Source organism: Siminovitchia jepli, assembly GCF_047228825.1.
Lineage (GTDB): Bacteria > Bacillota > Bacilli > Bacillales > Bacillaceae_C > Siminovitchia.
Map to the genome: position 1 here is coordinate 1 of NZ_JBFEGN010000007.1, position 23279 is coordinate 23279.

General features: G+C 45.2%; 19 protein-coding genes. 16 read left to right on the forward strand and 3 right to left on the reverse strand.

What is annotated here, in order from left to right:
* Positions 1 to 77: 77 nt before the first annotated feature.
* Entirely contained in the window at positions 78 to 293 is a 216-nt protein-coding gene (locus tag AB1L08_RS05155) for a group II intron maturase-specific domain-containing protein (RefSeq protein ID WP_413063672.1), read from the forward strand.
* 766 nt (positions 294 to 1059) lie between these two features.
* On the opposite strand, the gene AB1L08_RS05160 is transcribed toward AB1L08_RS05155, so the two are convergent.
* Positions 1060 to 1941, reverse strand: a complete 882-nt coding sequence (locus AB1L08_RS05160; RefSeq protein WP_413063597.1) for a DMT family transporter — start codon at positions 1939 to 1941, stop codon at positions 1060 to 1062.
* 376 nt (positions 1942 to 2317) lie between these two features.
* Here AB1L08_RS05160 and bioW point away from each other — a divergent pair, with 376 nt between their 5' ends.
* From bioW to AB1L08_RS05195, 7 genes are all read left to right on the forward strand, one after another.
* The gene (bioW, locus tag AB1L08_RS05165) at positions 2318 to 3088 is read left to right on the forward strand and encodes a 6-carboxyhexanoate--CoA ligase (protein ID WP_413063598.1); all 771 of its coding nucleotides are present in this window, start codon (positions 2318 to 2320) and stop codon (positions 3086 to 3088) included.
* Complete coding sequence (bioA, locus tag AB1L08_RS05170; RefSeq protein WP_413063599.1) at positions 3085 to 4431, forward strand: adenosylmethionine--8-amino-7-oxononanoate transaminase; 1347 nt, start codon at positions 3085 to 3087, stop codon at positions 4429 to 4431. The genes bioW and bioA overlap by 4 nt, the downstream gene beginning before the upstream one ends.
* Entirely contained in the window at positions 4421 to 5593 is a 1173-nt protein-coding gene (gene bioF, locus AB1L08_RS05175; RefSeq protein ID WP_413063673.1) for an 8-amino-7-oxononanoate synthase, read from the forward strand. Before bioA ends, bioF begins: the two co-directional genes overlap by 11 nt.
* Positions 5590 to 6318, forward strand: coding sequence for a dethiobiotin synthase (gene bioD / locus AB1L08_RS05180; RefSeq protein ID WP_413063600.1), 729 nt, complete (start codon positions 5590 to 5592; stop codon positions 6316 to 6318). The genes bioF and bioD overlap by 4 nt, the downstream gene beginning before the upstream one ends.
* Entirely contained in the window at positions 6315 to 7502 is a 1188-nt protein-coding gene (locus tag AB1L08_RS05185; protein ID WP_413063601.1) for a cytochrome P450, read from the forward strand. The genes bioD and AB1L08_RS05185 overlap by 4 nt, the downstream gene beginning before the upstream one ends.
* Positions 7503 to 7582: 80 nt before the next feature.
* A complete protein-coding gene (gene glsA, locus AB1L08_RS05190) occupies positions 7583 to 8512 on the forward strand; it encodes a glutaminase A (protein WP_413063602.1) in 930 nt (309 codons plus the stop codon).
* 84 nt (positions 8513 to 8596) lie between these two features.
* Positions 8597 to 8824, forward strand: coding sequence for a hypothetical protein (locus AB1L08_RS05195; protein ID WP_413063603.1), 228 nt, complete (start codon positions 8597 to 8599; stop codon positions 8822 to 8824).
* On the opposite strand, the gene AB1L08_RS05200 is transcribed toward AB1L08_RS05195, so the two are convergent.
* Complete coding sequence (locus AB1L08_RS05200; RefSeq protein WP_413063604.1) at positions 8809 to 9774, reverse strand: MBL fold metallo-hydrolase; 966 nt, start codon at positions 9772 to 9774, stop codon at positions 8809 to 8811. The two genes, AB1L08_RS05195 and AB1L08_RS05200, sit on opposite strands and share 16 nt — an antisense overlap.
* A gap of 213 nt (positions 9775 to 9987) precedes the next feature.
* Between AB1L08_RS05200 and AB1L08_RS05205 the strand changes: the two genes are divergently transcribed.
* Positions 9988 to 11940, forward strand: coding sequence for a glycosyltransferase (locus tag AB1L08_RS05205; protein WP_413063605.1), 1953 nt, complete (start codon positions 9988 to 9990; stop codon positions 11938 to 11940).
* A 22-nt stretch (positions 11941 to 11962) separates the two neighbouring features.
* Here the strand turns inward: AB1L08_RS05205 and AB1L08_RS05210 are convergent, their stop codons facing one another.
* Positions 11963 to 13354: an NAD-dependent succinate-semialdehyde dehydrogenase gene (locus AB1L08_RS05210; RefSeq protein WP_413063674.1), complete on the reverse strand. Its 1392-nt coding sequence runs from the start codon at positions 13352 to 13354 to the stop codon at positions 11963 to 11965.
* A gap of 290 nt (positions 13355 to 13644) precedes the next feature.
* Between AB1L08_RS05210 and AB1L08_RS05215 the strand changes: the two genes are divergently transcribed.
* From AB1L08_RS05215 to AB1L08_RS05245, 7 genes are all read left to right on the forward strand, one after another.
* Positions 13645 to 14715, forward strand: coding sequence for a YeeE/YedE thiosulfate transporter family protein (locus tag AB1L08_RS05215; RefSeq protein WP_413063606.1), 1071 nt, complete (start codon positions 13645 to 13647; stop codon positions 14713 to 14715).
* 12 nt (positions 14716 to 14727) lie between these two features.
* Positions 14728 to 14952, forward strand: coding sequence for a sulfurtransferase TusA family protein (locus AB1L08_RS05220; protein ID WP_413063607.1), 225 nt, complete (start codon positions 14728 to 14730; stop codon positions 14950 to 14952).
* A 297-nt stretch (positions 14953 to 15249) separates the two neighbouring features.
* Positions 15250 to 17313, forward strand: coding sequence for a sigma 54-interacting transcriptional regulator (locus tag AB1L08_RS05225; RefSeq protein ID WP_413063608.1), 2064 nt, complete (start codon positions 15250 to 15252; stop codon positions 17311 to 17313).
* On the forward strand, positions 17285 to 18175 hold the full coding sequence (locus AB1L08_RS05230) for a 5-oxoprolinase subunit B family protein (protein ID WP_413063609.1): 891 nt from the start codon (positions 17285 to 17287) through the stop codon (positions 18173 to 18175). The genes AB1L08_RS05225 and AB1L08_RS05230 overlap by 29 nt, the downstream gene beginning before the upstream one ends.
* Positions 18172 to 19149: a 5-oxoprolinase subunit C family protein gene (locus tag AB1L08_RS05235; protein WP_413063610.1), complete on the forward strand. Its 978-nt coding sequence runs from the start codon at positions 18172 to 18174 to the stop codon at positions 19147 to 19149. Before AB1L08_RS05230 ends, AB1L08_RS05235 begins: the two co-directional genes overlap by 4 nt.
* 84 nt (positions 19150 to 19233) lie before the next feature.
* A complete protein-coding gene (locus tag AB1L08_RS05240) occupies positions 19234 to 21276 on the forward strand; it encodes a hydantoinase/oxoprolinase family protein (RefSeq protein WP_413063611.1) in 2043 nt (680 codons plus the stop codon).
* A gap of 39 nt (positions 21277 to 21315) precedes the next feature.
* Positions 21316 to 23274, forward strand: coding sequence for a hydantoinase B/oxoprolinase family protein (locus tag AB1L08_RS05245; protein WP_413063612.1), 1959 nt, complete (start codon positions 21316 to 21318; stop codon positions 23272 to 23274).
* Positions 23275 to 23279 lie beyond the last annotated feature (5 nt).

A 23279-nucleotide genomic window follows, 5' to 3' on the forward strand; every position in this document is an offset into this window, starting at 1 on the left:
TGGTTCTTCCCGACACCAGGGTAAACAAGTTCAAGAACAGGATAAGACATTTATCCAGAAGGCAACAAGGAAAGAGCGTGATTCGGGGTTTCGCCAATTACTTTAAAGTAGGGAATGTCAAAAAGAAATTCGAACGACTGGATCAATGGATACGTATGAGGGTACGAGCCTATTTAAGGAAAAAGAGGTCAATGGAGTCCAATTGGCGTATACCCAACAAAGTGTTAGCACAAGCTGGATTAGTTTTCATGGTCGACTTACTCACCGACGTTCCTAATTCGCGAGTGAAATAAAAGCAACAAACTCACTCCCGGAAATGGGGAACTAACGAAGTGAAAGCCGGATGCGGGAAATCCGCACGTCCGGTTTGACGAGGGGTCGGAGGGTGAAAGCCCTCCTCCTACTCTACTACTTTTAAAGAAAGTATAAGTTTTTTTAGGGTTTAACATTTTGAACAAAGCCCTTAGTTGTCTAGCTCCGACGGACAGGACGTCCTAGTGCCGCCGGCGCCACAGGACGTGGCGACCTAAGGCGGCCAGCGCCTATCGACTAGCAGACTTCCCGCCTCAAAGGGTGCTCCTGCGCTATAGCATATTCGATGAAGCTTTGTTCAGCTCGTCGCAAAGCTGCAGGATGCCAATTCAAAGAAGCAGCTTTCCTACGATAGGTCAACATCGGCTCCGACGCACAGGATGTGCTAGTGCAGGCGAAGCGACAGGACAAGGAAAGCTTCGACAGCATCAGCATCGCACGAAGGAAAAGCGAAGCTTTTTCGAGGACGTCGCTGCTTGAGCCTGCCTTCGTCGCCGTGTTTCCTTTATCTCGTCGGAGTCACTCCAGTCTGTACGTCGATGGGCAAGGCGCTTGCGCTTTTCTTATGTACTTTAAAATTAACAAATGGAATAAAACTGCCGCAATTTAACACCAAGGAAATCGTTGAGGGATGTAATCGGTGGAAAGCCATTCATTCAAAAGAGTTTGTATGCTGCTGTTTGCGCCTTTCAGAAGAAAAAAGCCGCTAAAAAAGCCACCCCGTATATGGAAGCGGCCTTATGCATGCTATATTTTTTCGCGTACCGGGCGGACTTTGAGAAGCCTTGGTTTTGTTTCAGAAATCATAATGGCAAGTAAGATAAGAGCTGCCCCTATTGCCATCTTCAATGTAATCACTTCGCCCAAAATAGCAATGGAGAAGATCATGCCCCAAAATGATTCAGTCGAGAGAATAATCGCTGCTTTCGTTTCCGAAATGAACTTCTGTGCCGAAGTCTGCAATAAAAAACAAAGTGCTGTTGAGAAGATACCCAGATACAGGAGCGGAAGTATCGCTCCATCCGTTACCGGCATGGCGATTTCGCCTCTGAATAAGATGACGGCAAAGCCTAAAAAGGCTGCGGTCCACATTTGAATGATGGTCAGGACAATCGGGTCTTCATCTTTTACAAATTTGGCTGTATAAAAAATATGAAAAGCAAATGCGAATGCACATAGCAATGAAAGAAAATCGCCGAAATTGATTTCCATGGACAGCTTCAGCGATAAAAAGCCGATGCCGGTCATGGCCAATACGGCACCGGTCAGCTCATATTTATCGAGTTTCTTTTTATATAAAAGAAAGCCGATAAAAGGAACGATGACAACATTGACCGCCGTGAGAAACGCATTTTTGGAAGGGGTCGTAAATTGGAGCCCGACCGTTTGCAGGGCAAATGCCAAATATAAAATACTCCCGAGCAAGACACCCTTTAGAATCATGTTTTTACGGATGGACGTCAATTTTTTATAAAATATGAAACTTAAAATGAGTCCGCCTATCAAAAAACGGACAGCCATATTTTGATAAGCTGTGTAATGGACCAAAGAAATGGAGCTTGCCACAAATCCGCTCCCCCAAATGATGGCCGTAATAAACAGGCCGATTTCCCCAAAGTATTTGCGCATGATTTCCCCCCGAATTTATGTATCTCTCAACCTCATTCTAATATAAATTTTCTTTTTGCAAAAGATTCCCGCAAAAAGAAAATGGTAAAAAGTGCATCAAAGCACGAATCATCTTTTTCATTGCATGCCCGCAGAAGCGTGGAGGTTGAGATAGAGGTGGATGGATTGAACAGTGAAATGTTTGCCGGACAAGGGTGAAAAGCTCCACAATTAATTTTTATCTTGCAGAAAATACCTTCCTTTTTCCATGTTTTTTATCTGCCTTTGTGCTTATTTCGTTCTCCCATATTGACAGATAACAATTTGAGACATACAATCCATATTGTTAACCTAATTTTTAAATAGGTTAACAATATGACAGAAAGGGGGAGGAACGATGCAAAGCGGAGAGCTTTTCAGCGTTAGAATGAGGGCGGCCAAGGACGGGCCCCATGAACGGGGCGGCACTCACATATCCGGTGGAGAGATGCTCGCAGCATTCGGCGATATTCAGCAGGCTGTCATGTATTTGCTGGAAAAGGGGTTAAACCATTCAAAAGGCAGGCCGGATTTTATGCAGATTCAATTTGAATGTATTCATGAGCCTGCAAAATGCGTTAAACCTTTGAAAATGAAGACGAATGAGGTGGAAACGCCGGAGGAAGGACAAGCACTGGCGTGGAGCCTGTTGGAAGAAACGGGGATTCGAAGGCACATCATTGATGAAGCCTATAAGCTTGTTTCGCAATACTCAAGCATGAGCGGGGCCGTGTTGATTGATGTTCATTCAGGAATGCGGTTGGATAACAGGAAAGAAAAAGGGGTGCGTGTTTCCAGAATGGACTGGCAGAGCGGACATGATGAAAAATGGGCCGGCTGCCATGATGTGCCCCTTCATTCAAGAGTGAAGGAAGCGGTTGTTCTTGCCACAAAGGTATGTGGACATCGAGCTGCTGTTGCTGAGTTATGCTGGTCAGATGATCCGGATTATATAACAGGTTATGTGGCAAGTAAAAGGCTTGGCTATCAGCGCATCACCAAGCTGAAAGAATACGGGGACGAACGGGGCTGCAGGATTTTTTTTGTAGATGGCAAGGAAGATATACACTCTTACATACACTATTTGGAAAATCAGCCCGTCATTGTTCAATGGGAGGTAGAAGAATGACACAAGCATTCATTGAAAAAAGCAAGAAATACCTTTGGCTGCCTTTTACGCAAATGAAAGATTACGACCACGATTCTCTCATTATTGAGAGCGGTAAAGGAATAAAAGTAAAAGACATATTTGGGAAGGAATATTATGACGGCTTTTCTTCTGTTTGGCTGAATGTACATGGCCACCGCAAAAAGGAATTAGACGATGCGATCAAGAATCAGCTTGAGAAAATTGCCCACTCCACGCTGCTGGGGATGACAAATGTTCCGGCAACGGAACTGGCCGAAAAGCTGATTGAAATCAGCCCTGAAAATTTGACGCGTGTCTTTTATTCGGACAGCGGGGCAACGGCCATGGAAATTGCCCTTAAAATGGCTTTTCAATATTGGATCAATATCGGCAGGCCGGAAAAGCAGAAATTTATCGCCATGCAAAACGGCTATCATGGAGATACGATTGGTGCTGTAAGCGTCGGTTCCATAGAACTTTTCCATCATGTATACGGACCGTTGATGTTTGACAGTTACAAAGCGCCTATTCCGTACGTTTATCGTTCTGAAAGCGGCGATCCCATCCGGTGCCGTGATGAATGCTTGCATAAGCTTGAGCAGCTTCTAATTGAAAAACATGAGGAAATTGCGGCACTTTCCATTGAATCTATGATTCAGGGGGCTGCCGGAATGATTGTGATGCCGGAAGGATTTTTGTCGGGTGTGCGTGAGCTATGCACGAAATTTGATGTTTTAATGATTGTGGATGAGGTGGCGACCGGATTTGGACGAACCGGAAAAATGTTTGCCTGTGAACATGAACATGTCCAGCCGGATCTTATGGCTGTCGGCAAAGGAATAACGGGAGGTTATTTGCCGATTGCCGCAACCTTCACCACCGAAAAAATCTACGAAGCTTTTTACGATGATTACGATCAAATGAAGACTTTTTTCCATGGTCATTCTTATACAGGGAATCAGCTTGGGTGCGCAGTCGCCCTTGAAAATTTGCGGTTATTTAAAACCGAACAGATTGTAGAAGAGGTGGCCAGGAAGGCAAAGGTGCTTGAAAGGCTTCTGGGTGAGCTGCATACACTTCCACACGTTGGAGATATTAGGCAGCTTGGTTTTATGTGCGGCATCGAGCTTGTTGCGTCCAAGGAAACGAAGGAACCTTTTCCTTCCGAAAAAAGAGTTGGATATCGTGTTTCCCTAAAAATGAGGGAACTGGGGATGCTGACACGGCCGCTCGGAAATACAATTGTCTTTATGCCGCCACTTGCCAGTACAATCGAGGAACTTGAGGAAATGATTTCCATTATGAAAGAAGCCATTCATGAGGTGACAAGTGTTGCCGTTTGATGGCTGGCTGCGTGGCCGCTTAAACGAGGTAAAAGCCGCCGGTTTGTACCGGAAGCTCCGAACAATGGAAACGGCTCCCCAGCCCGAAATGATAGTGGACGGACAAAAGCAAATCGTCTTTTCATCCAATAATTACCTGGGGCTGGCGAATGATAAACGGGTGATCCAGGCTGCAATGAAAACATTAAATCAGTTTGGAGTTGGAAGCAGCGGTTCAAGGCTGACGACAGGCAATTCCGGTTGGCATCAAAAATTGGAAAAAAGAATTGCGGATTTTAAGCAAACGGAAGCCGCCCTGCTTTTTTCAAGCGGATATTTAGCCAATATCGGTGTCCTGTCGTCATTGCCGGGAAAAGGAGATGTCATTTTAAGTGATCAATATAATCATGCCAGTATTATTGACGGCTGCCGGCTATCCAGAGCGGAAACACTCATATATCAACATGTCGATATGGAGGATCTTGAAAAAAAGCTGACTGATACAGCTTGTTTTCAACGGCGGTTTATCGTGACAGACGGCGTCTTCAGCATGGATGGTACCATTGCGCCTCTTGACCGGATCATCGAGCTTGCCAACCGTTATGAGGCACATGTGATTGTCGATGATGCCCATGCCACAGGTGTTGTGGGGAAAAACGGCAGAGGGACGAGTGAATGTTTTGGTGTATTGCCTGATGTGGTGATTGGCACTTTAAGCAAAGCTGCCGGTACGGAGGGCGGTTTTGCCGCCGGTTCTCATGCCTTCATCGATTTTTTAATCAACCATGCCAGAACATTTATCTTTCAAACGGCCATTCCGCCATCAAGCTGTGCGGCTGCGTATGTTGCTTTCGGGTTGATGGAACAGGAGCGGGAAAAGCGTCAACTGCTCCATTCCAACATCAAGAAGGTGAAAGCGGGATTACGGGAAATGGGCTATCAGGTCAAGGGAGATGATACAGCGATTATTCCCGTGATCATAGGTAAGGAAGGAACGGCAGTTGCATTCTCCAAAAAATTGCAGGAAAAGGGAATATACGCGCCTGCCATTCGTCCGCCAACTGTACCGGCAGGGGAAAGCCGTATCCGTTTGACAGTGACCGCTGATCATCATGCAAAAGAAATAGAATACTTGTTAGAGGTATTTGATTTTATAGGAAGAGAGTTGAGGATCATCAAATGAAAGGAATATTTGTAACGGGAACAGATACGGGAGTTGGAAAAACGGTTGTATCTTGCGGGCTTGCTGCAGCATTAAAAGAACAAAGGATAGATGTCGGAGTATTTAAACCGCTGTTAAGCGGAATTTCGCGTGAACATGCCGAAAGTGATACAAGCCTGCTGAAACAAATGTCGCAAACGACACTGTCCCATGAGGAAATTACTCCCTTTGAATTTGTGGAACCTCTCGCCCCGCTAGTTGCAGCACGCCTGGAAGAGAGAAAGATTTTCCTTGAAGATGTGCTCGCTCATTGGGAGAGCATGAAAGAAAAGCACGAATTTTTTATCGTCGAGGGTGCGGGTGGCATTTCTGTACCGCTCGGCGAAGATTTTTTGGTAAGTGATCTGATAAAAGCTTTACAGCTGCCGTTGTTAATTGTAGCCCGGCCGAATCTTGGTACAATCAATCATACTTTTTTAACGATCCAATACGCCAAAAGCATGGGTCTTCCCATTGCCGGTATCGTCATAAACGGTAGAAGTGAACACCCGGATATTGCCGAGGCAACGAGCCCGGAGTTGATGGAGGATATGTGTGGTGTACCCATTTTAGGCATGATGCCGAAGCTGGACGAAGTCACGAAAGAAAAGGTTCAAAGCATGATTCAAGTTTATCTGGATATGCCATTATTGCTAAACCGTTTGAAATTAGACGGGACTTCTGACCAGGAAGTGCGTTTGATATGACCACAAAACAGTCCATTTCACTTACTTCCGCGGCGTTTATTGACAATCCTTATCCGTTTTACGACGAGATGCGTTCCATGGGGCCGCTATACAAGCTGGATTCGTTTCCATATCCAGGTTGGTACATTACCGGTTATGAGGAAGCAAAGAAAGTCCTTTTGGATACAAGATTTAAAAATCGGATTCCGCTTCCACTCACATCGAAAAAATATGGACGCCTGAAAGAAGTTCAGAACGATATGATGTTGTTTAAGAATGAGTTTGACCACAGGCGCTTGCGCGGACTCACCAGCGCGGCATTTGTACCGTCCAAGCTGGAACATGTTCGACACTATATAGAAGAAACTGTCCATGATTTGCTTGATCAGTCAGTGCAAAAAAACAAAATGGATGTCGTATCTGATTATGCTTTTCCCTTGGCAAGTCTTGTGATCGCAAAGCTGATCGGTGTTCCGGTAGAAGAGCGGCCATTATTTCGAGATTGGTCGGCCAATTTAATCCGAACGATTGATTTCACCCGCACCAGACATATATTGGCAAATGGCGACGAAACCATTGGTGTACTGCTGGATTATTTTCAGCGATTAATCAACAAGAAGAAAAGTGCTCCAAAAGAGGATCTGATCAGCATGCTGGTAATGCAGGACAACCAATTATCCGAAAAAGAACTGTTGGCAACATGCATTTTGCTGGTCATAGCTGGGCATGAAACGACGGTAAACCTGATCAGCAATACTGTCCTTGTTTTATTGAATCATCCGGTGCAGTATAAGGCATTACAAGAAAATCCGGCACTGATCGAAACGGCAATAGAGGAAGTTCTGCGCTATGAAAGCCCTACACAGATGACAGCCCGAGTGGCATCAGAAGATATCGAAATGGGGGAATCTATCGTTCAAAAAGGTGAACATGTATATGTTCTTTTAGGGGCGGCAAACCGTGATCCAGAGAAATTTGCCAAGGCCGATGTATTTGATATGACGAGGAAATCCAACCCCCATCTGGCATTTGGACATGGTGTTCATTTTTGCATAGGGGCGTCACTGGCGCGCATGGAAGCTCAAATCGCCATTCAAACCCTATTACAGCGCATGCCGGATCTCCAATTAGCCGATTCCCATCCGCGGTGGAGGAGATTGATCGGGTTTCGATCGTTATCGGAACTGCCGGTTATTTTGAGCTAGTTCAGCTCTGAATCTATCCCATTTTTCAAAAAGGTGGTTGGACAACTTTCTTTTTGAGCATACTGCTATTGGTGATGAACATGTTATGTCATTCGAGCGAAGAATTAATGGCGTTTGTAAAAGAAGCAAGGTCAGCTGCCAAGGAGGGAAAAGTTGCTGAATACATCCCTGCACTGGCAAAAGCGAATCCCAATAGTTTATCGATTGCCATTTTTTATCCTGACGGAAAATGTATATCGGCGGGCGACATTGACAAAAAAATGACACTGCAAAGTATTTCCAAGGTCATCAGCCTGGCGCTCGTCCTCATGGACAGGGGAGAAAAAGAGGTATTTTCGCGTGTGGGCATGGAGCCGACGGGAGATCCGTTTCATTCGATCGGAAAACTGGAAACAATGTCTCCCGCCAAGCCCTTAAACCCAATGATCAACGCCGGAGCATTAGTCGTTACGCACCTGCTGAAAGGAAAAAGTGTTGAAGACCGGTTACAGCCATTACTTTCCTTTATACGGGAAATGGCCGGTGACAACCGGATTGATTACAGTGAAGAAGTGGCTTTGTCCGAATATCAATCATCTTTTTTAAATCGGGCCCTTGCTTATTTTTTAAGGCAGCATGGCGTCATTCAGGAAGATGTGGAAGAACTGATTGATCTATATACAAAGCAGTGCGCGATTGAAATGAACTGTCTTGAGCTTGCCAGGATCGGAATGGTGTTTGCGATGGACGGCTTGGATCCGATGAGGGGAAAACAGCTCATGCCGCCCAAAGTTGCCCGCATCTGTAAAACATTTATGGTGACGTGCGGAATGTATAATGCTTCCGGAGAGTTTGCAATTAAAGTCGGAATTCCGGCAAAAAGCGGCGTATCCGGCGGGATCATGGGTGCTGTTCCGAATACATTTGGGATCGGCATTTTTGGCCCCGCATTGAATGAAAAAGGGAACAGTGCAGCAGGCACCAAGCTGCTGGAGCTGTTGTCAAAAACCTACCGTTTAAGTATGTTTTAACCAATGATGACAACAATTCCCGCTTGAATATGGAACATTCGTTTGCATATAATATATACAAACAAATGTTCCGGAGTGGTGTGAATGAAAGGGCTGCCCATGCGTGCTGTGCAGGCAGGCGAAAGGTTGGAAATGATCTATTTGTCCGAAAACAATCAGCTTTCCCAGCGTGTCATCAAAGTCATATCTGTGTCGGAAACAACAGTTAAGGCGTACTGTTACTTAAAAAAACAATTTCGGACTTTTAAAAGGGAAAATATCCTCTCGGTGGCTCCGGCCGTCCAAAAAAAGCAGATTTATGAGAAAGTATAATGCCAAACGCCATGTACTTTCTCTTTTTGTATATTCCCCTGCCGTTCCAAGTAATCCAAATGGCCGATCACCTCTGACATGACGAGCGAAAACTGCTGGTCGTAAACATCTTGATAGTACGTTTCGGCAATCTCATTGGCCGTTCTTTTCCCGTTTCTGATCAATGTTAGAAAACGCTCTGCTTTTTTCTCCATGCCATCCAGTCTCTTTTGTATCAAATTCTTTGGTTGATGGATAACTGTACCGTGGCCTGAATAGACTTCGTCAATCGGAAGCGACAGGCATTTTCTTAATGACACCATATGGATCAGCAATGATGGCATTCTCTTTCCGTTTTCATCAGGCTCTACAAGGGCATTGCTGGATATATGGCTGATCAATAAATCTCCGGCAAAAAGCCGCTCCTGCTTTCGATCATAAAGAGCGATTTGATCAGGGGCGTGTCCTGGTACTTCCAGCACTTCGAAATATTCCCCAAAGCGCTCCCCGATATCGACCAGATCAGCGGTTATTTTTTGTGATTCATTTTCCTTCATGGCTTTTTTCAAATGTTCTACTTGTTTCTTTCCCCTGTCTCCGCACCCCATTTCTTCATACAGCTTTTGATAAAATGCCATGCGCATCTGTAAAAAAGCCGCATCCCTTTTTAAGCGCGGAAAGGAAAGGGGATGCGCATATACAGGAATTGGGTGTTCTGCTGTTATCCAATTGACAAGGCCCACATGGTCTATATGGTGATGGGTCAAAACAATATGCGTTAAGTCTTTTATACCAAATCCGTATTTCTTCAAAGTATCATGAAGGGCTTTCCGGCAATCGCCATTGTTATAGCCGGCGTCGATCAGTATGAGGGATTGTCCGGTCTTGACCAGATAAAAGTTAACCGATTTCAAAGAAGATGGAACCGGTACTTGAACTGGAAAAATGTCCATATTTTGTACAATTGGCAACACATTCACTCCTTATAGGCTGGTTGATTCCGGGAAGAAATGCTCTTTTTTATTGTAAACGTTTATTGCCGCAAAGTTCAATCACCGTTTATTTTACTCCTTTATTGACCATAAAGGTTAATATATCAATGTTTTTGGAATGAAAGGTGAAATCATGTGAATAATTGCGGCGTATACTTCATGACTCATTCGATCGAGACCCAAAGGGGAGGCATGACAAGGGCAGTGATCCAGAGAGCCTCTTTGTTGGCCGAGCACGGGAAAGAAATAGGCATTATCACCTTCGATTTTAATCCTGATTATGAGGATGTGATTGAGCATTACTGCACCACGGGACTTTGGAACAGGAAGATACGCCATTTCAATGTATATGAGTTTTTTGAAAGGTACAGCGGTGAAGACGATATCCCCATAGAAAAGGGGCAAAGCTATCGAAGGCAAACGCTCGATTACGGAAAATATCAGCTCCATAAAGAATATAAGGAAAACCGGCTGCATGCGATTGACTGTTTGTCCGGCAAGAAGAAAAAAGAAAAGAGGATTCTTTTTGACCGGCATGGAAACGTGCGGCAAGTGATCCATTTTGATCCAAAAACATCGGAAGTAACCAATGAATTGTTTTTTACACGGAATGGGCGTCTCTTTTTTAAGCGGCTTTTTCATCCGGCTACCGGCAAGTCGGCGGGGTGTTTTTGGTTTGATCGAAACGGAAAACAATTGAAAGCCTTTCGGGCGGTAAGAGATTACCGGGATTTTTTTATTCATTCGATCATTCAACAAGATGAAGCGGCGGTATTCGTTTCGGACAGCCGTTTTTCCGACAGGGTGCTTTTTCACATCAAAAACCCGAAAGTTGCCAAGCTTGCTGTTCTTCACAGCAATCACCTGCAGTTTCCGTTTGATTACGGCAGCAGCCTTGTGCCAAGAAACGGGAACCTTCTTCAGCAATTGAGCAGGCTTGATGGTCTGATTGTACTGACAGACAGTCAGGCGAATGATATTCGCAGCCGGTTCGGAGACAGGACGACCATTCATGTCATTGGACATCCAGCCATCATGAATGAGGCCAAGAACAGGGAACGTGATCCTTATACAGCGGTAATGCTTGCGCGTTTTCAAAGAATCAAGCAAATACCGCATGCCATTAAGGCTTTCAAGAAAGTGATTAAACAAGTACCGCAGGCAAAGTTGGAGATTTGGGGATTCGGAAAGGACGAAGCAAGGTACAAAGCCTTAATCAAAAAGCTGCATTTGGAAAAACATGTATTCGTGATGGGATTTACCCATACACCTTTCAAAGTGTATCAGCGGGCAGCTTTTTCCATCATCACTTCGAAATCCGAAGCATTCGGAATGTCCATCGTTGAAAGTATGGCAGCAGGCACGCCTGTGATATGTTACGCGTGCAAGTATGGGCCCTCCGATTTAATTGAACATGGAAAAAATGGACTGCTTGTCGAAACAGATCACATTAATGGATTGGCGGAGGCCATAACCGATCTGTTTTTGAACAAGGAAAAACGAGAGGCTCTTGGCATCGAAGCGCAAAAGATCAGCCAAGCATTTTGCGGGGAAGTGATTGCGGAAAAATGGCTGGCTGTGTTTGAAGAGGCCATCAAGCAAAAAGACAGGCGGATGAGGCTCGGAAAGATTGTTTGCGAGGTGGAACAAGTAGCGTTTACAAAGACGAAAGAGATCTATGTGCAGGGGCGCATTTTTTTCAATGAAAAGGATATAACACCATTGCTCAAACAGCATCTTTCGATTTCATTGCAGTTGAGAAGAAAAAGGCGGCTGGAAGATGTATGTGCTCCGCTTGAGATCCGCTGGCTGGATCACGGGATCGTCGCGTTTCAGGGAGTGCTTCCGTATGTCCGTATGCCAAAAGGGATATGGGATATCTTTATTTGTGCATCCTGTTTAAACGATCATATGATGATTCGGCCTGGCATAAAAGCAGAAGCGGACATTCCGAAAATAAAAAAGGTCATGGGGAGAACCGTGCTCCAATTCCGGGGGCAGCAAGATGGCCTTTGCTTAAAAGTATACAAAACCGAACAGAAAGAACCGGTTGACTTGAAGCGGCTGCCAAAACTTTTTTACATGAGATCCATCGCGAAATTCCGGGATATGCTGCAGGAAATTTACATAAAAAACGCTCCCTGAGACAGGGAACGTTTTTTCAATATTACAGTCCGCCGATGGACAAATATTTTGTTTCCAAGTAAGGCTCGATTCCTTCGATGCCGCCTTCGCGTCCCAGGCCGCTTTCTTTCATGCCGCCAAACGGCACATGGGCTGCAGACGGAGCGCCGTCGTTCCAGCCGACGATGCCGAACTCAAGGTGTTCGGAAAGGAAAGTACCTGTTTTATAGTCATTTGTAAAAAAGTAAGCAGCAAGTCCGTATGGGGTGCTGTTGGCAATTTCGACCGCTTCTTCCAACGTTTTGAATGTTGTGATCGGTGCAACAGGGCCGAATGTTTCTTCCTGCATGATGTCCATGTCGTCCGTTACATTTTTTAGGACTGTCGGATAAATGAAATAGGAGCCTTTTTCTTCATCCACATCAAATTTATTGCCGGCAAGCACTTCGGCACCTTTATCAATGGCGTCATTAATTTGGAAGGCAATTTTTTCGTAGCCTTTTTTATTGATAACCGGACCGATATCCGTGCCTTTTTCCAGGCCGTTGCCCACTTTCAGCTTGCTTGCGCGTTCAGCCAGTCTTTTGGAGAACTCTTCCGCAATACTTTCGTGAACGATGATGCGGTTTGCGCAAACACAAGTTTGTCCGGCGTTTCTGAATTTTGTTGCCATTGTTTGTTCAACGGCAAAGTCAAGGTCGGCATCCTCGGCAACAATGAGCGGAGCGTGTCCGCCAAGTTCCATGGTTACGTGTTTGATCGTATCCGCACTGTCTTTTATAAGGGCTTTTCCTACAGGCGTAGAACCAGTAAATGTAATTTTTCGGACGAGTTTACTGTCTGTGAACAACCCGCCGATTTCACGGCCGCTTCCATTGACTACTTGAACGGCGTCTTCCGGAATGCCTGCTTCGTGGGCCAGTTCAATGAGACGAATCGTTGTTAACGGGGTTTCAACCGCAGGTTTGACAATAAATGTACAGCCGGCTGCAAGGGCTGGAGCCGCTTTTCTGGTCATCATTGCTGCCGGGAAGTTCCACGGAGTGATGGCTGCAACAAGTCCGATTGGCTGTTTTGTTACAATAATCCGCTTCGATTCTGTTGAAGCAGGAACGGTTCTTCCATAAATGCGTTTCGCTTCTTCAGCGTACCAAAGAACGTAGCTCACTGCATAATCTACTTCACCCAGTGATTCGTGAAGCGGCTTGCCGTTTTCTTTTGTCATCACTTCTGCGATGCTTTCTTTGTTTTCTTTAATTTTATCCGCCCATTTAAAAAGAAGCTCGGACCGCTTGTGAGCGTTGACTTTAGACCACTCTTTAAAAGCTTTGTGGCCTTTTTCCAGCTTCGCTTTTACTTCTTCGGCTGTGTCGATTTTTACTTCATCGACGACTTCACCCGTAGCCGGGTTTTTCACTTCAAAAGTTTGTGCCATATCATTCTCTCCTTTTCTATCGTAGTCAATGGTTACAAGGTTCCATGTCAAAAATGCATGACCCGCAACTTCATAATGCCCAACTTTTATTTTAACAGAGTATCCGCCCAACCTGCAAACCGGTGCACTGTCACTCCCCGAAAATCCCCGAATTTTGTCGAAATGGGTATCCATATTTTTTACTCTTGCTTTAACCGATTCATTAGTTCCTCTTGACGGAAGAAGGGAAAAGAATATACAATTATATTTATAAATCATAGTGGTTTACTTTGATTAAAGGAGGGGGAAATATGGTTCAAATGATTGTTACGGGCCTGTTATGTGGAGCTTTGCTTGGCTTTGTCATGCAAAGAGGGCGCTTTTGCCTGACCGGCGGATTCCGTGATATGTATATAGCGAAAGATAATCGAATGTTTTATGCTTTGCTCATCGCCATTGCTGTGCAAAGTGTCGGTGTATTTGGGTTGATTCAATTCGGGTTGGTTGAATTTTCTGCAGGGACTTTTCCGTGGGTGGCAACGATTATTGGTTCCTTTATATTCGGGATCGGCATCGTGTTTGCCGGCGGCTGTGCAACCGGTACGTGGTATCGTGCTGGAGAAGGGCTGCTTGGGAGCTGGATTGCTCTATTCGGCTATATGTTCATGAGTGCGGTTATGCGGACAGGAGTGCTTGCGCCCATTGACCAGTCCATGAAATCGGTGCAGTTTGGAACGAATTCGATTGCGGAAACAACAGGACTTTCCGTTTGGCTTTTCATCGCCATTTTTGTAGGCATTGTATTGTGGATTGTCATCAGGGAACGAAAGAAACCAAAAGTTGCCATTCCTGCAATGAGGCCAAAGCGCTCGGGACTTGCCCATTTGTTGTTTGAAAAACGCTGGCATCCCTTTTTTACGGCAGTGTTGGTAGGATTGATTGCAATTCTTGCCTGGCCGCTCAGTGAGGCAACGGGAAGAATGTATGGATTGGGCATCACGACGCCATCAGCCAATATTCTTCAATATTTGGTCACCGGGGATATGACTTTCGTCAACTGGGGTGTTTTCCTTGTACTTGGCATTTTTCTTGGGTCACTGATTGCAGCAAAGGGAAGCAGGGAATTCCGATTTAGAATGCCGGATGCCAAAACAGGAATCAGAAGCTTCATCGGTGGCAATTTGATGGGCTTTGGTGCAAGCCTCGCCGGGGGATGTTCAATCGGCAATGGATTGGTCATGACGGCGATGATGACATGGCAAGGATGGGTTTCATTGCTGTTTATGATTCTGGGAACGTGGACAGCATCATACTTTGTGTTCATCCGGCCATATACAAAAAAGAAAAAAGCTGTTGTTGCGGAAAAAACAGTAACGGCATAAGGAGGGAACAACATGCAAAAAAAATTGGAAGTAATGGGCCAAGTTTGCCCTTTCCCGCTCGTTGAAGCAAAAAAGGCAATCGAGGAAATTGGAACAGGGGACGAACTTGTCATTGAATTTGATTGTACGCAGGCGACGGAGAGCATTCCGCGCTGGGCGGCGGAAGCAGGTCATGCTGTCACGAATTTTGAACAAATCGGGGAAGCAGCCTGGACGATTACTGTACAAAAAAAATAATATGGAACGAATAAAGCGAGGGATTTGTTTCCCCGCTTTTTCTTTTTTGCACAATTGCACAGAAAATGTATTTATTGTATCATTGAACAACATTATTTTGCAGAATTGCAAAATCGTTTTTCAAAAATGAAACAACGGCGCTGTATATTTGTAGATTTTTGGTTTGAAAACGGCAACAATCGTACGTTTTCCCATTTTTAATTTGTTGGCACGCAAATTGCAATCATCATTTTGCAAAACAGAAAATCGAAAACAGCGCCGTCAAGAAGATGCAAATCACTTTTTGGAGGGAAATCAATGAGTTGGGATTGGAAAGATGTACTGAAGCCCTTATCGTTCATATTTAATCCTGACCGGACGGTCGAGCAATCGATTATTCTGTTACAAGAAGAGGGCTTGGAGGTTGGCTTTGTTGCTGATAACAAGGAAATAATCGGCTATGTAACGCTGTCTTCTTTATTGAACCAACTTGTGAATGGGGATGATAAGAAAGGCTTGATCAAGCCTGAAAAAAATTTTCTGTTCGTGCGGGAAGATACACAAGCAAAACGGATTCATAACTGTTTTCTGGTGATCGGAGTGGATCACTCTGAAAATCCGACCGGATATATTCTGATGGACGACCTTCAACATCAAATCAATCAACTGCAGGTAAAAAGCTTTAATGACGCCCTGAACAGTGCGGAAATGGGCATCGTCACGATGGATGCTTCCTTTTACGTGCAATTCATGAACGAAAAGGCGGAACAAATTCTGGGAATGAAAAGGTCCATCTTGCAGGGCAGGGATTACCGGAAGATCATCTGCATGGAAGAATCCTTTGAAGAAGTGCTCAAAGGGCAAAAGTGGTTTGGCGTTGAAAATACGTTCAACTTTAAAGTGATTACAGGCCAGTTCTCTCCTATTTATGAAAACGGAAACATTATTGGAATTATTCATAACTTTTACTTGAAAGAACAGCTTGAAGAAGCTGTCCATGAAGTGGATTTTGTCCAGGAGATGAACGAAGACCTTCAGGCATTTTATACACTGGCCAAGGAACAAATTTTAGTCGTAGACGCTGCCGGAACCATTACGAGGGCGGCGGGGGCCTTTTTTCAGCATTTTTGGGGAAAAGAAGATGCGGGAGCTTTAATCGGGAAGAATATTCAAGAGTTTGTTGATAAAGGCATTTTTATTCCGGATATCGTTTCCGCAGCAATCGAGAAGCAGTCAAGAGTATCGTTAACGCAGGAGGGAAAAAAAGGAGCTGTTTTATCAACAGCGGCACCAATATATGTCGGGGGCCATTTAAAGAAAGTCATCGTTTTTTCCAAAGACATCACATCAGCCGACAAAGAGCTGCAAACAAACGAAGAACCAGTACGTGAATCTGTGAGTGCTGTTTCCATCATTTATCGCTCCAGTCAAATGCACCGGCTTATGGATGAAGTGAAGGCGGTTGCTCCTATGGATTCTACAGTTCTGCTCCATGGCGAGTCGGGTGTGGGAAAAGAAGTCATAGCCCGAAAAATTCATGATTTAAGCAGCCGTTCGGACAACGCTTTTATAGCGGTGAACTGCGGCGCCATTCCTGAAAACTTGATTGAAAGCATATTATTCGGGCATGAAAAAGGCGCCTTCACGGGGGCAGACACAAGAAGAATCGGCTTGTTTGAGGAAGCGCACAACGGCACGGTATTTTTGGATGAAATTTCTGAATTGCCGCTTCTGATGCAAGTGAAACTGCTTCGGGTTTTGGAAGAAAGAGAGATTGCCAAAGTAGGTTCGGTTGTTCCTGTAAAAGTAAATGTGAGGGTGATCGCCGCATCTAATAAAAACATAAAGAAAATGGTTGAGGCAAATCAGTTCCGGGAGGACCTGTTTTACCGCTTACACGTTGTTCCTGTTTCCATTCCGCCTTTAAGAAAAAGAAAGGAAGATATCGCGCCGCTGTCGATCCATTTTTTGGAAGAAATAAACGAGCAGTTTGGAAGGAGAAAAAAGATTTCAACCGATGCCCTGAATGCATTGGAAAGCTACCAATGGCCAGGAAATATTCGGGAGCTGCGCAATATGATTGAAAGGCTTGTAGTCGTTTCCAAAGAAGAACTGATTACTGAAAAAGACGTTTATCGTGTGCTCTGGGCAACTGATGCTGATGAACAAAGCTTTTTGACGGTTAAAGGAATAATGCCCTTGAAAAAAGCGGTCGATGAAGTGGAGCGTCAGCTCATTGAGCAAGCGGTGGCGAAATTTGGAACAGCCACAGAAGCGGCTAAGGCACTTGATATAAGTGTATCTACTGTCAGCCGGCGCATGAAAAGATTTAGCGGTGCAGGAGGTGCGGGAGTTGATCTTTTTTTCCGAAACAAAGTTTGACTTTTGCGGTGATGAATACATTTACGCCGAGATTTCCAGGGATATGCGGATCGAGAGTACGTTAAAGGCTTTGTCCATTACGAACGAGCTAAGAGAAAGAAAGATTCCTGGAATCATTGAGATTTATCCGAATAATACGTCCTATTTAATTCGCTATGATCCGAACATTATATCTCCGCATCACTTGCTTGAATATTTGCGGAATGTGGACAGGATGAAGAATGAACATGAAAGCTTGAACTTTCATTCCAGAATGATTGAGATACCTGTCCTTTATGACGATGAGTGGACAAAGGAAGTGTCAAGAAAGTACTCAGCGCAGCATGGAGGAGAAGAAAAGCCGAATTTTGATTATGTCATGGAGTTCACGGGATGCAGCAGCAAGGAAGAGTTTATCAAAGCCCACTCCCGCCCTCTTTACTTTGTCACATCGCTCGGGTTTAAGCCTGGAACGGCATGGTGCTTTCCATTAATAACGGAAAGAGAAAGAATTATCGAAGTTCCAAAGTATAAAAGTCCGCGGCCGTATACTCCGGAAAGGGCGGTAGGGCTGGGCGGCGCTTTTACAGTGATCTACCCTTCCGATTCCCCGGGCAGCTATCAATTGATCGGCATGGCGGCAGTACCCGTTTACGATGTTAATCAAAAATTGGAACCGTTTAAAGAAAGCTTTTTCCTGGCAAGGCCCGGTGATTTATGGAAATACCGGCCCGTATCAGAGGCGGAATATCAAAATATCCGTGAACAAGTGTTAAACGGCACTTACGAATTCAACATGAAACATGTCACTTTCTCTGCCACCCGCTACGAGGAGGAAGGGGACTTGTATATCGACGATTTAATGGAGGAACTCCGCTCATGATGAAACTGATTGATCCCGGAATCCGGACAACTATACAAGATCTCGGCCGGACTGGCTTTTTTCATTTGGGAGTTCCTCCATCCGGAGCTGCTGACAAAATGTCCTTTATGCTCGGCAATGTCCTCATTGGCAATCCAACAGATGTGGCAGGACTGGAGATGATGGTAAAGGGCGCCAGCGTTGAATTTGAAAAAAGAACGACCGTAGTCATAACAGGCGCTCCCGTCGAAGTCAGGTTAAACGGAAACATGCAGCCGATGTGGGAAGTGTTTGAAGTTAAAAAAGGCGATGTGCTGGAAATTGGGAAGATTTCGGAAGGTTTGTTCAGCTATCTGTGCGTTTCAGGGGGATTGGAAGCGCCGGAGGTGTTGGGAAGCAGATCCAGTTGTTTAGCCAGCGGCTTTCATGGCATCACTGGCCGGCTTTTATTGGCAGGTGATGAAATCAGAATGGCTGAACCGCTTCCCGGGGCCATTCAGCTTGTGGGAAAAGAAATGATCGAAGAAGCAAAGCCGACATTTGATAACAAGGGAACGGCCCATGTTGTTTTGGGGATCACATGTGATCTGGTTAGTGACGAAGGATTGGTTTCCTTTTTAAATACGCCCTGGACGATTCAACCCCAATCGAGCCGGACAGCATGCCGCCTGAACGGCGGACACATTGGCTACAAAGAGAGCAAACCGCCGTTTGGCTCAGGAGGAAATCCGGGAAATATTGTTGACATTCCCTATCCGATTGGGGCAGTCATCGTTCCCAACGAAGGAGAAATCATTGTTTTATTAACAGATGGCACGGGCGGAGGCGGATTCGTAACGATCGGAACGGTCATTTGGCAGGATATCAACAAATTATCCCAAATGAGGCCTATGTCCACAGTGAAATTTAAAGCCATTACTGTCGATCAGGCGATTGCCATGAGAAGAGAAAAAGAAAGATTGTTGGAAAGAGTGCGGGAAAGCGTTCAATTTTAATCATTTTAGGAGGTGGTGGCCCGTCAAACAGCTCTGCAAAAATAAGCAATGCATTACTTGATAAATAAACTGGAGGGGATTATGTTGAGCAAACAATCAGGCTATCATGTGGCAGTAGACGTAGGAGGCACTTTTACGGACGTATTTGTTTTTGACGAAAAAACAGGAAAGATGTTTGTTACAAAAACATCTTCTACACCTTCCAATCCGGAAAAAGGGATTCTTGATGGGATTATGAAAGCCGAATTGACAGGCGAGCAAATAAAGATGTTCTCCCATGGTACGACAGTGGGGACCAATGCATTAATCGAAAGGAAACTGCCAAAGGCGGCACTTATTACAACAAAAGGATTCCGGGATGTTCCCGAAATACGGCGTGGGACGAAGCTTGACCTATGGGATGCATACAACGATGTGGCCGAACCTTATATTAAACGGAGAGACCGTTTCGAATTGGACGAGCGTGTCGGCTTTAACGGGGAAATGATGAAGGAAGTAGATGAAGCAGAAGTTCGCGAATTAGCCAGAATATTAAAAAGAAGGAAAGTTGAATCAGTAGCCATTTGCTTTATGAATGCCTATGTCAACGGAGAAAATGAACGAAAAACGAGGGAAATGCTACAAGAAGAATTGCCGGATGTTTATATTTGCACTTCTTCCGATACTCTCCCTGAAATTTTTGAACATGAGCGGATGAGCACAACGATCGTCAATGCCGTACTTGGACCGACAGTCAGCAAGTACATTCATCTTTTGGAAAGTAATATGAAAGATATCGGGTACGAAGGCGACATCATTGTCCTTCATTCAGGGGGAGGCGTGATGACTTCCCAGACAGTTCCTAAGTATGCAGCAAGATTGGCAAGCTCCGGAATCGCGGCAGGTGCGATTGCGAGCAAGCATATTGCCAATATGTGCGGATATAAAAATGCGATCGGTCTTGACATGGGCGGAACAAGTACAGATATTTCGCTGATGTATGACAATGAACTGCGGATTACAAAAGACTGGTACATTGAATATGGTTATCCGATCGGTTTCCCGAGCATTGAAATCTTGACGATTGGGGCTGGGGGCGGAAGCATTTCTTGGATCGACGAGGGAGGTTCTTTGCGGAATGGCCCGCATAGCGCCGGAGCGGATCCGGGGCCTGCATGTTACGGCAATGGCGGACTCGAGCCGACAAATACGGATGCAAATCTGGTGCTTGGCAGGTTGAACACGAAGTTAATTGATGGCCAGATGACACTTGATAAAGAGCTTTCCGTCAGAGTGATTGAAGAAAAGGTAGCGAAGCCGCTGGGTTATGATACTCTCGGTGCAGCCAATGCGATGATCCAGGTAGCCAATGCAAACATGTGTGATGCGCTGAACTTGATTTCCGTCCGCCGCGGTTATGACCCGCGTGATTTTGCTCTCGTGGCGTTTGGTGGTGCAGGTGCGCTTCATGGTGCCGATTTGGCCAGGGAAATGGAGATTCCGACAGTCATCGTTCCAGCCCACCCGGGCGTTGCTGCGGCAATGGGCTGTCTGCTTGTGGATGTCCGCCATGACATTTCAAAAACGTATGTTGCCAAAGCAGCAGAAGCTACGAAAGAACAATTGGAAAATGAGTTTATCGAAATGGAAAAAGAAGCAACAGAACTTTTGGCGGAAGAAGGAATCGAAGCCGGGCAGATGAACTTGATTCGCTACATTGATATGCGTTATGTCGGACAGTGGAGAACATTATCCGTTACAATTGACCGTCCGATTGTCAGTCTGGAAGATGCCATTGAAAGGTTCCACCTGGAGCATGAACGTGAATTTGCTTTTTCCGACCGTGAAAAAGGAATTGAAATTTACGGTTTGCGTGTGGAAGCAATTGGTACAGTGAAAAAACCCGAATTCGTAAAAGAGCAGCCGGTTGGGACATTGGAAGAAGCCTTAAAAGAAACCCGCCCTGTCTATTTCCAGGAAGAAGGCGGAATGGTAGAATCGAAGATTTATAACCGTACGAAAATTCCGGTTTTGTCCGAATTCCAAGGCCCGGCAATTATTGAACAGCTTGATTCAACGATCGTTGTACCGGCGGATTACAAAGTCAAAATAGACGAATACCGCAATATTATTATGAATCGGATTTAAAACAGGTCAATCATTATACCGAAGAGAGGGAGCGATATCATGTTGAAAGTGGATACAAAATTAGATCCGGTAACGTTTGAAGTCTTAAAAAATGGCTTTGTCAATTTGGTCGACCAAATGTCAGAGCAAGTATTGAGAACCTGTTATTCATTTGTCATATACAACCGCGACTTCAGTTCTGCGCTTTGTGACGCCCAAGGAAACACCGTAATGCAGGGAACTCAGGATATTTCCGTACACGTTGGGACATTGCATTTAACAGCGAAAGCGGTTATTGAGGATTTCGGGGACGATATTCATCCCGGAGATATATTTATTATCAACGATCCGTATCGAGGGGGGACCCATTTTAATGATACGCGGATTATCCGTCCTGTTTTTTACGATGGCCAATTAATTGCTTTTATGCAGGTAAACGGCCACTGGGCAGATATGGGCGGATCCACGCCAGGATCTTTTGATGTCAACGCCAAAACCCATTATGGGGAAGGGGTCCGGATTCCTCCGCTCAGAATTTGGAGCAAAGGGGAATATTTACATGATGTGGCTCATTTGCTCGTTGCCAACATGCGTGTACCCGAAGAGCGGCTCGGGGATCTGCGTTCCCAGGCGGAAGCGACCAAAACGGGAGAAAGACAGTTAATCAAACTGATCGAAAAATATGGACTGGATACCATTCTGACAGCATTTGAAGAAGTCCAAAATTATGTGGAACGCTTAACCCGTGTGAAGGTAAAAGAGCTTCCGGATGGCGTGTGGGAAACAACTGATTATATTGACATGGATCCTGAAGTGGGCGACGGGCTTATTCCGATTAAAGTCAAAATGACGATTAAGGACGATGAAATTCTTTACGATCTTTCCGGCTCCCATCAATCGATCGGCTGCTTCTTGAATTCGGCTTTCGGTTCATCCATGTCGGCGGCATACGCAGGTACGAAAACATTTTTCCCTGATATTCCGCTCAACTCCGGATTTTACCGGGTTGTCCATGTGGATCTGCCGGAAAATACAGTCGTCAATGCCTGCTGGCCGGTGGCTGTCACTGGGTTTTGTTCGGGAGCGTATGAAAAAATCATGAATGCGTGCTTTGAATTATGGTCACAGATTATGCCTGAGCGCGCCCTTGCCTGCTCTTTCAACCTGGAGTACCTTCTCATTGGCGGAGATGACAAACGGGAAGGCTATAACAACTATTTCATGTGGTATGATTGGATGGCCGGAGGCCATGGCGGCCGCAGCACAAAAGATGGAGCGAATGCCTTATCCCCTGTGTTCGGCGTCGGATTGAGCATTCAGCCATGTGAAGGGCAGGAACGTCTGTCTCCCGTCATTACGACGAAACATGAAATTGTCACTGATTCCGGCGGCCCTGGAAAATTCCGCGGCGGCTGCGGCGTGGAAAAAGGCGGTATCCTGACGGAAGCAGACGATGCTGTGATGTCTTACTGCTGTGACCGCTCCCGCTCCGTAACGTGGGGAATCTTCGGCGGCTTACCCTCCACTCCGCATGGCGTTCAACTGATGAGAGGTGAAGCAGGCAGCGAATTCCTTGGAACGATTTTTTCCAATGTAAAAGTAAAAAAAGGGGATGAATTCACAAGACCATCTGCGGGCGGCGGCGGTCTCGGCGATCCACTTAAAAGAGATCCGCAAGATGTGCTTGAAGATGTCATTGACGGCTATGTGTCCATTGAAAGAGCGAAGAAAGATTATGGTGTCGTCATAAAGGAAATTGACAGGGAAATCGATCTCTTTGAAATCGATGAAGAAGCAACAGAAAATGCACGGGAGTATATTAGACTTAACCGCAAAAAATGGCTGGAAGAAGACCCGGAAAACGTCATGGAAAAATATCATAATGGTGAAGTGGATCTATTGGATCTGATCCGTCATTACGGCATTATTATTGATCAAAAGACAAACGAACTGCTTCCGAAGTCAACCGCCCAATACAGAGAAGCGATGAAAAAACGCACATTAACTTATTGGGGATAGAGAAA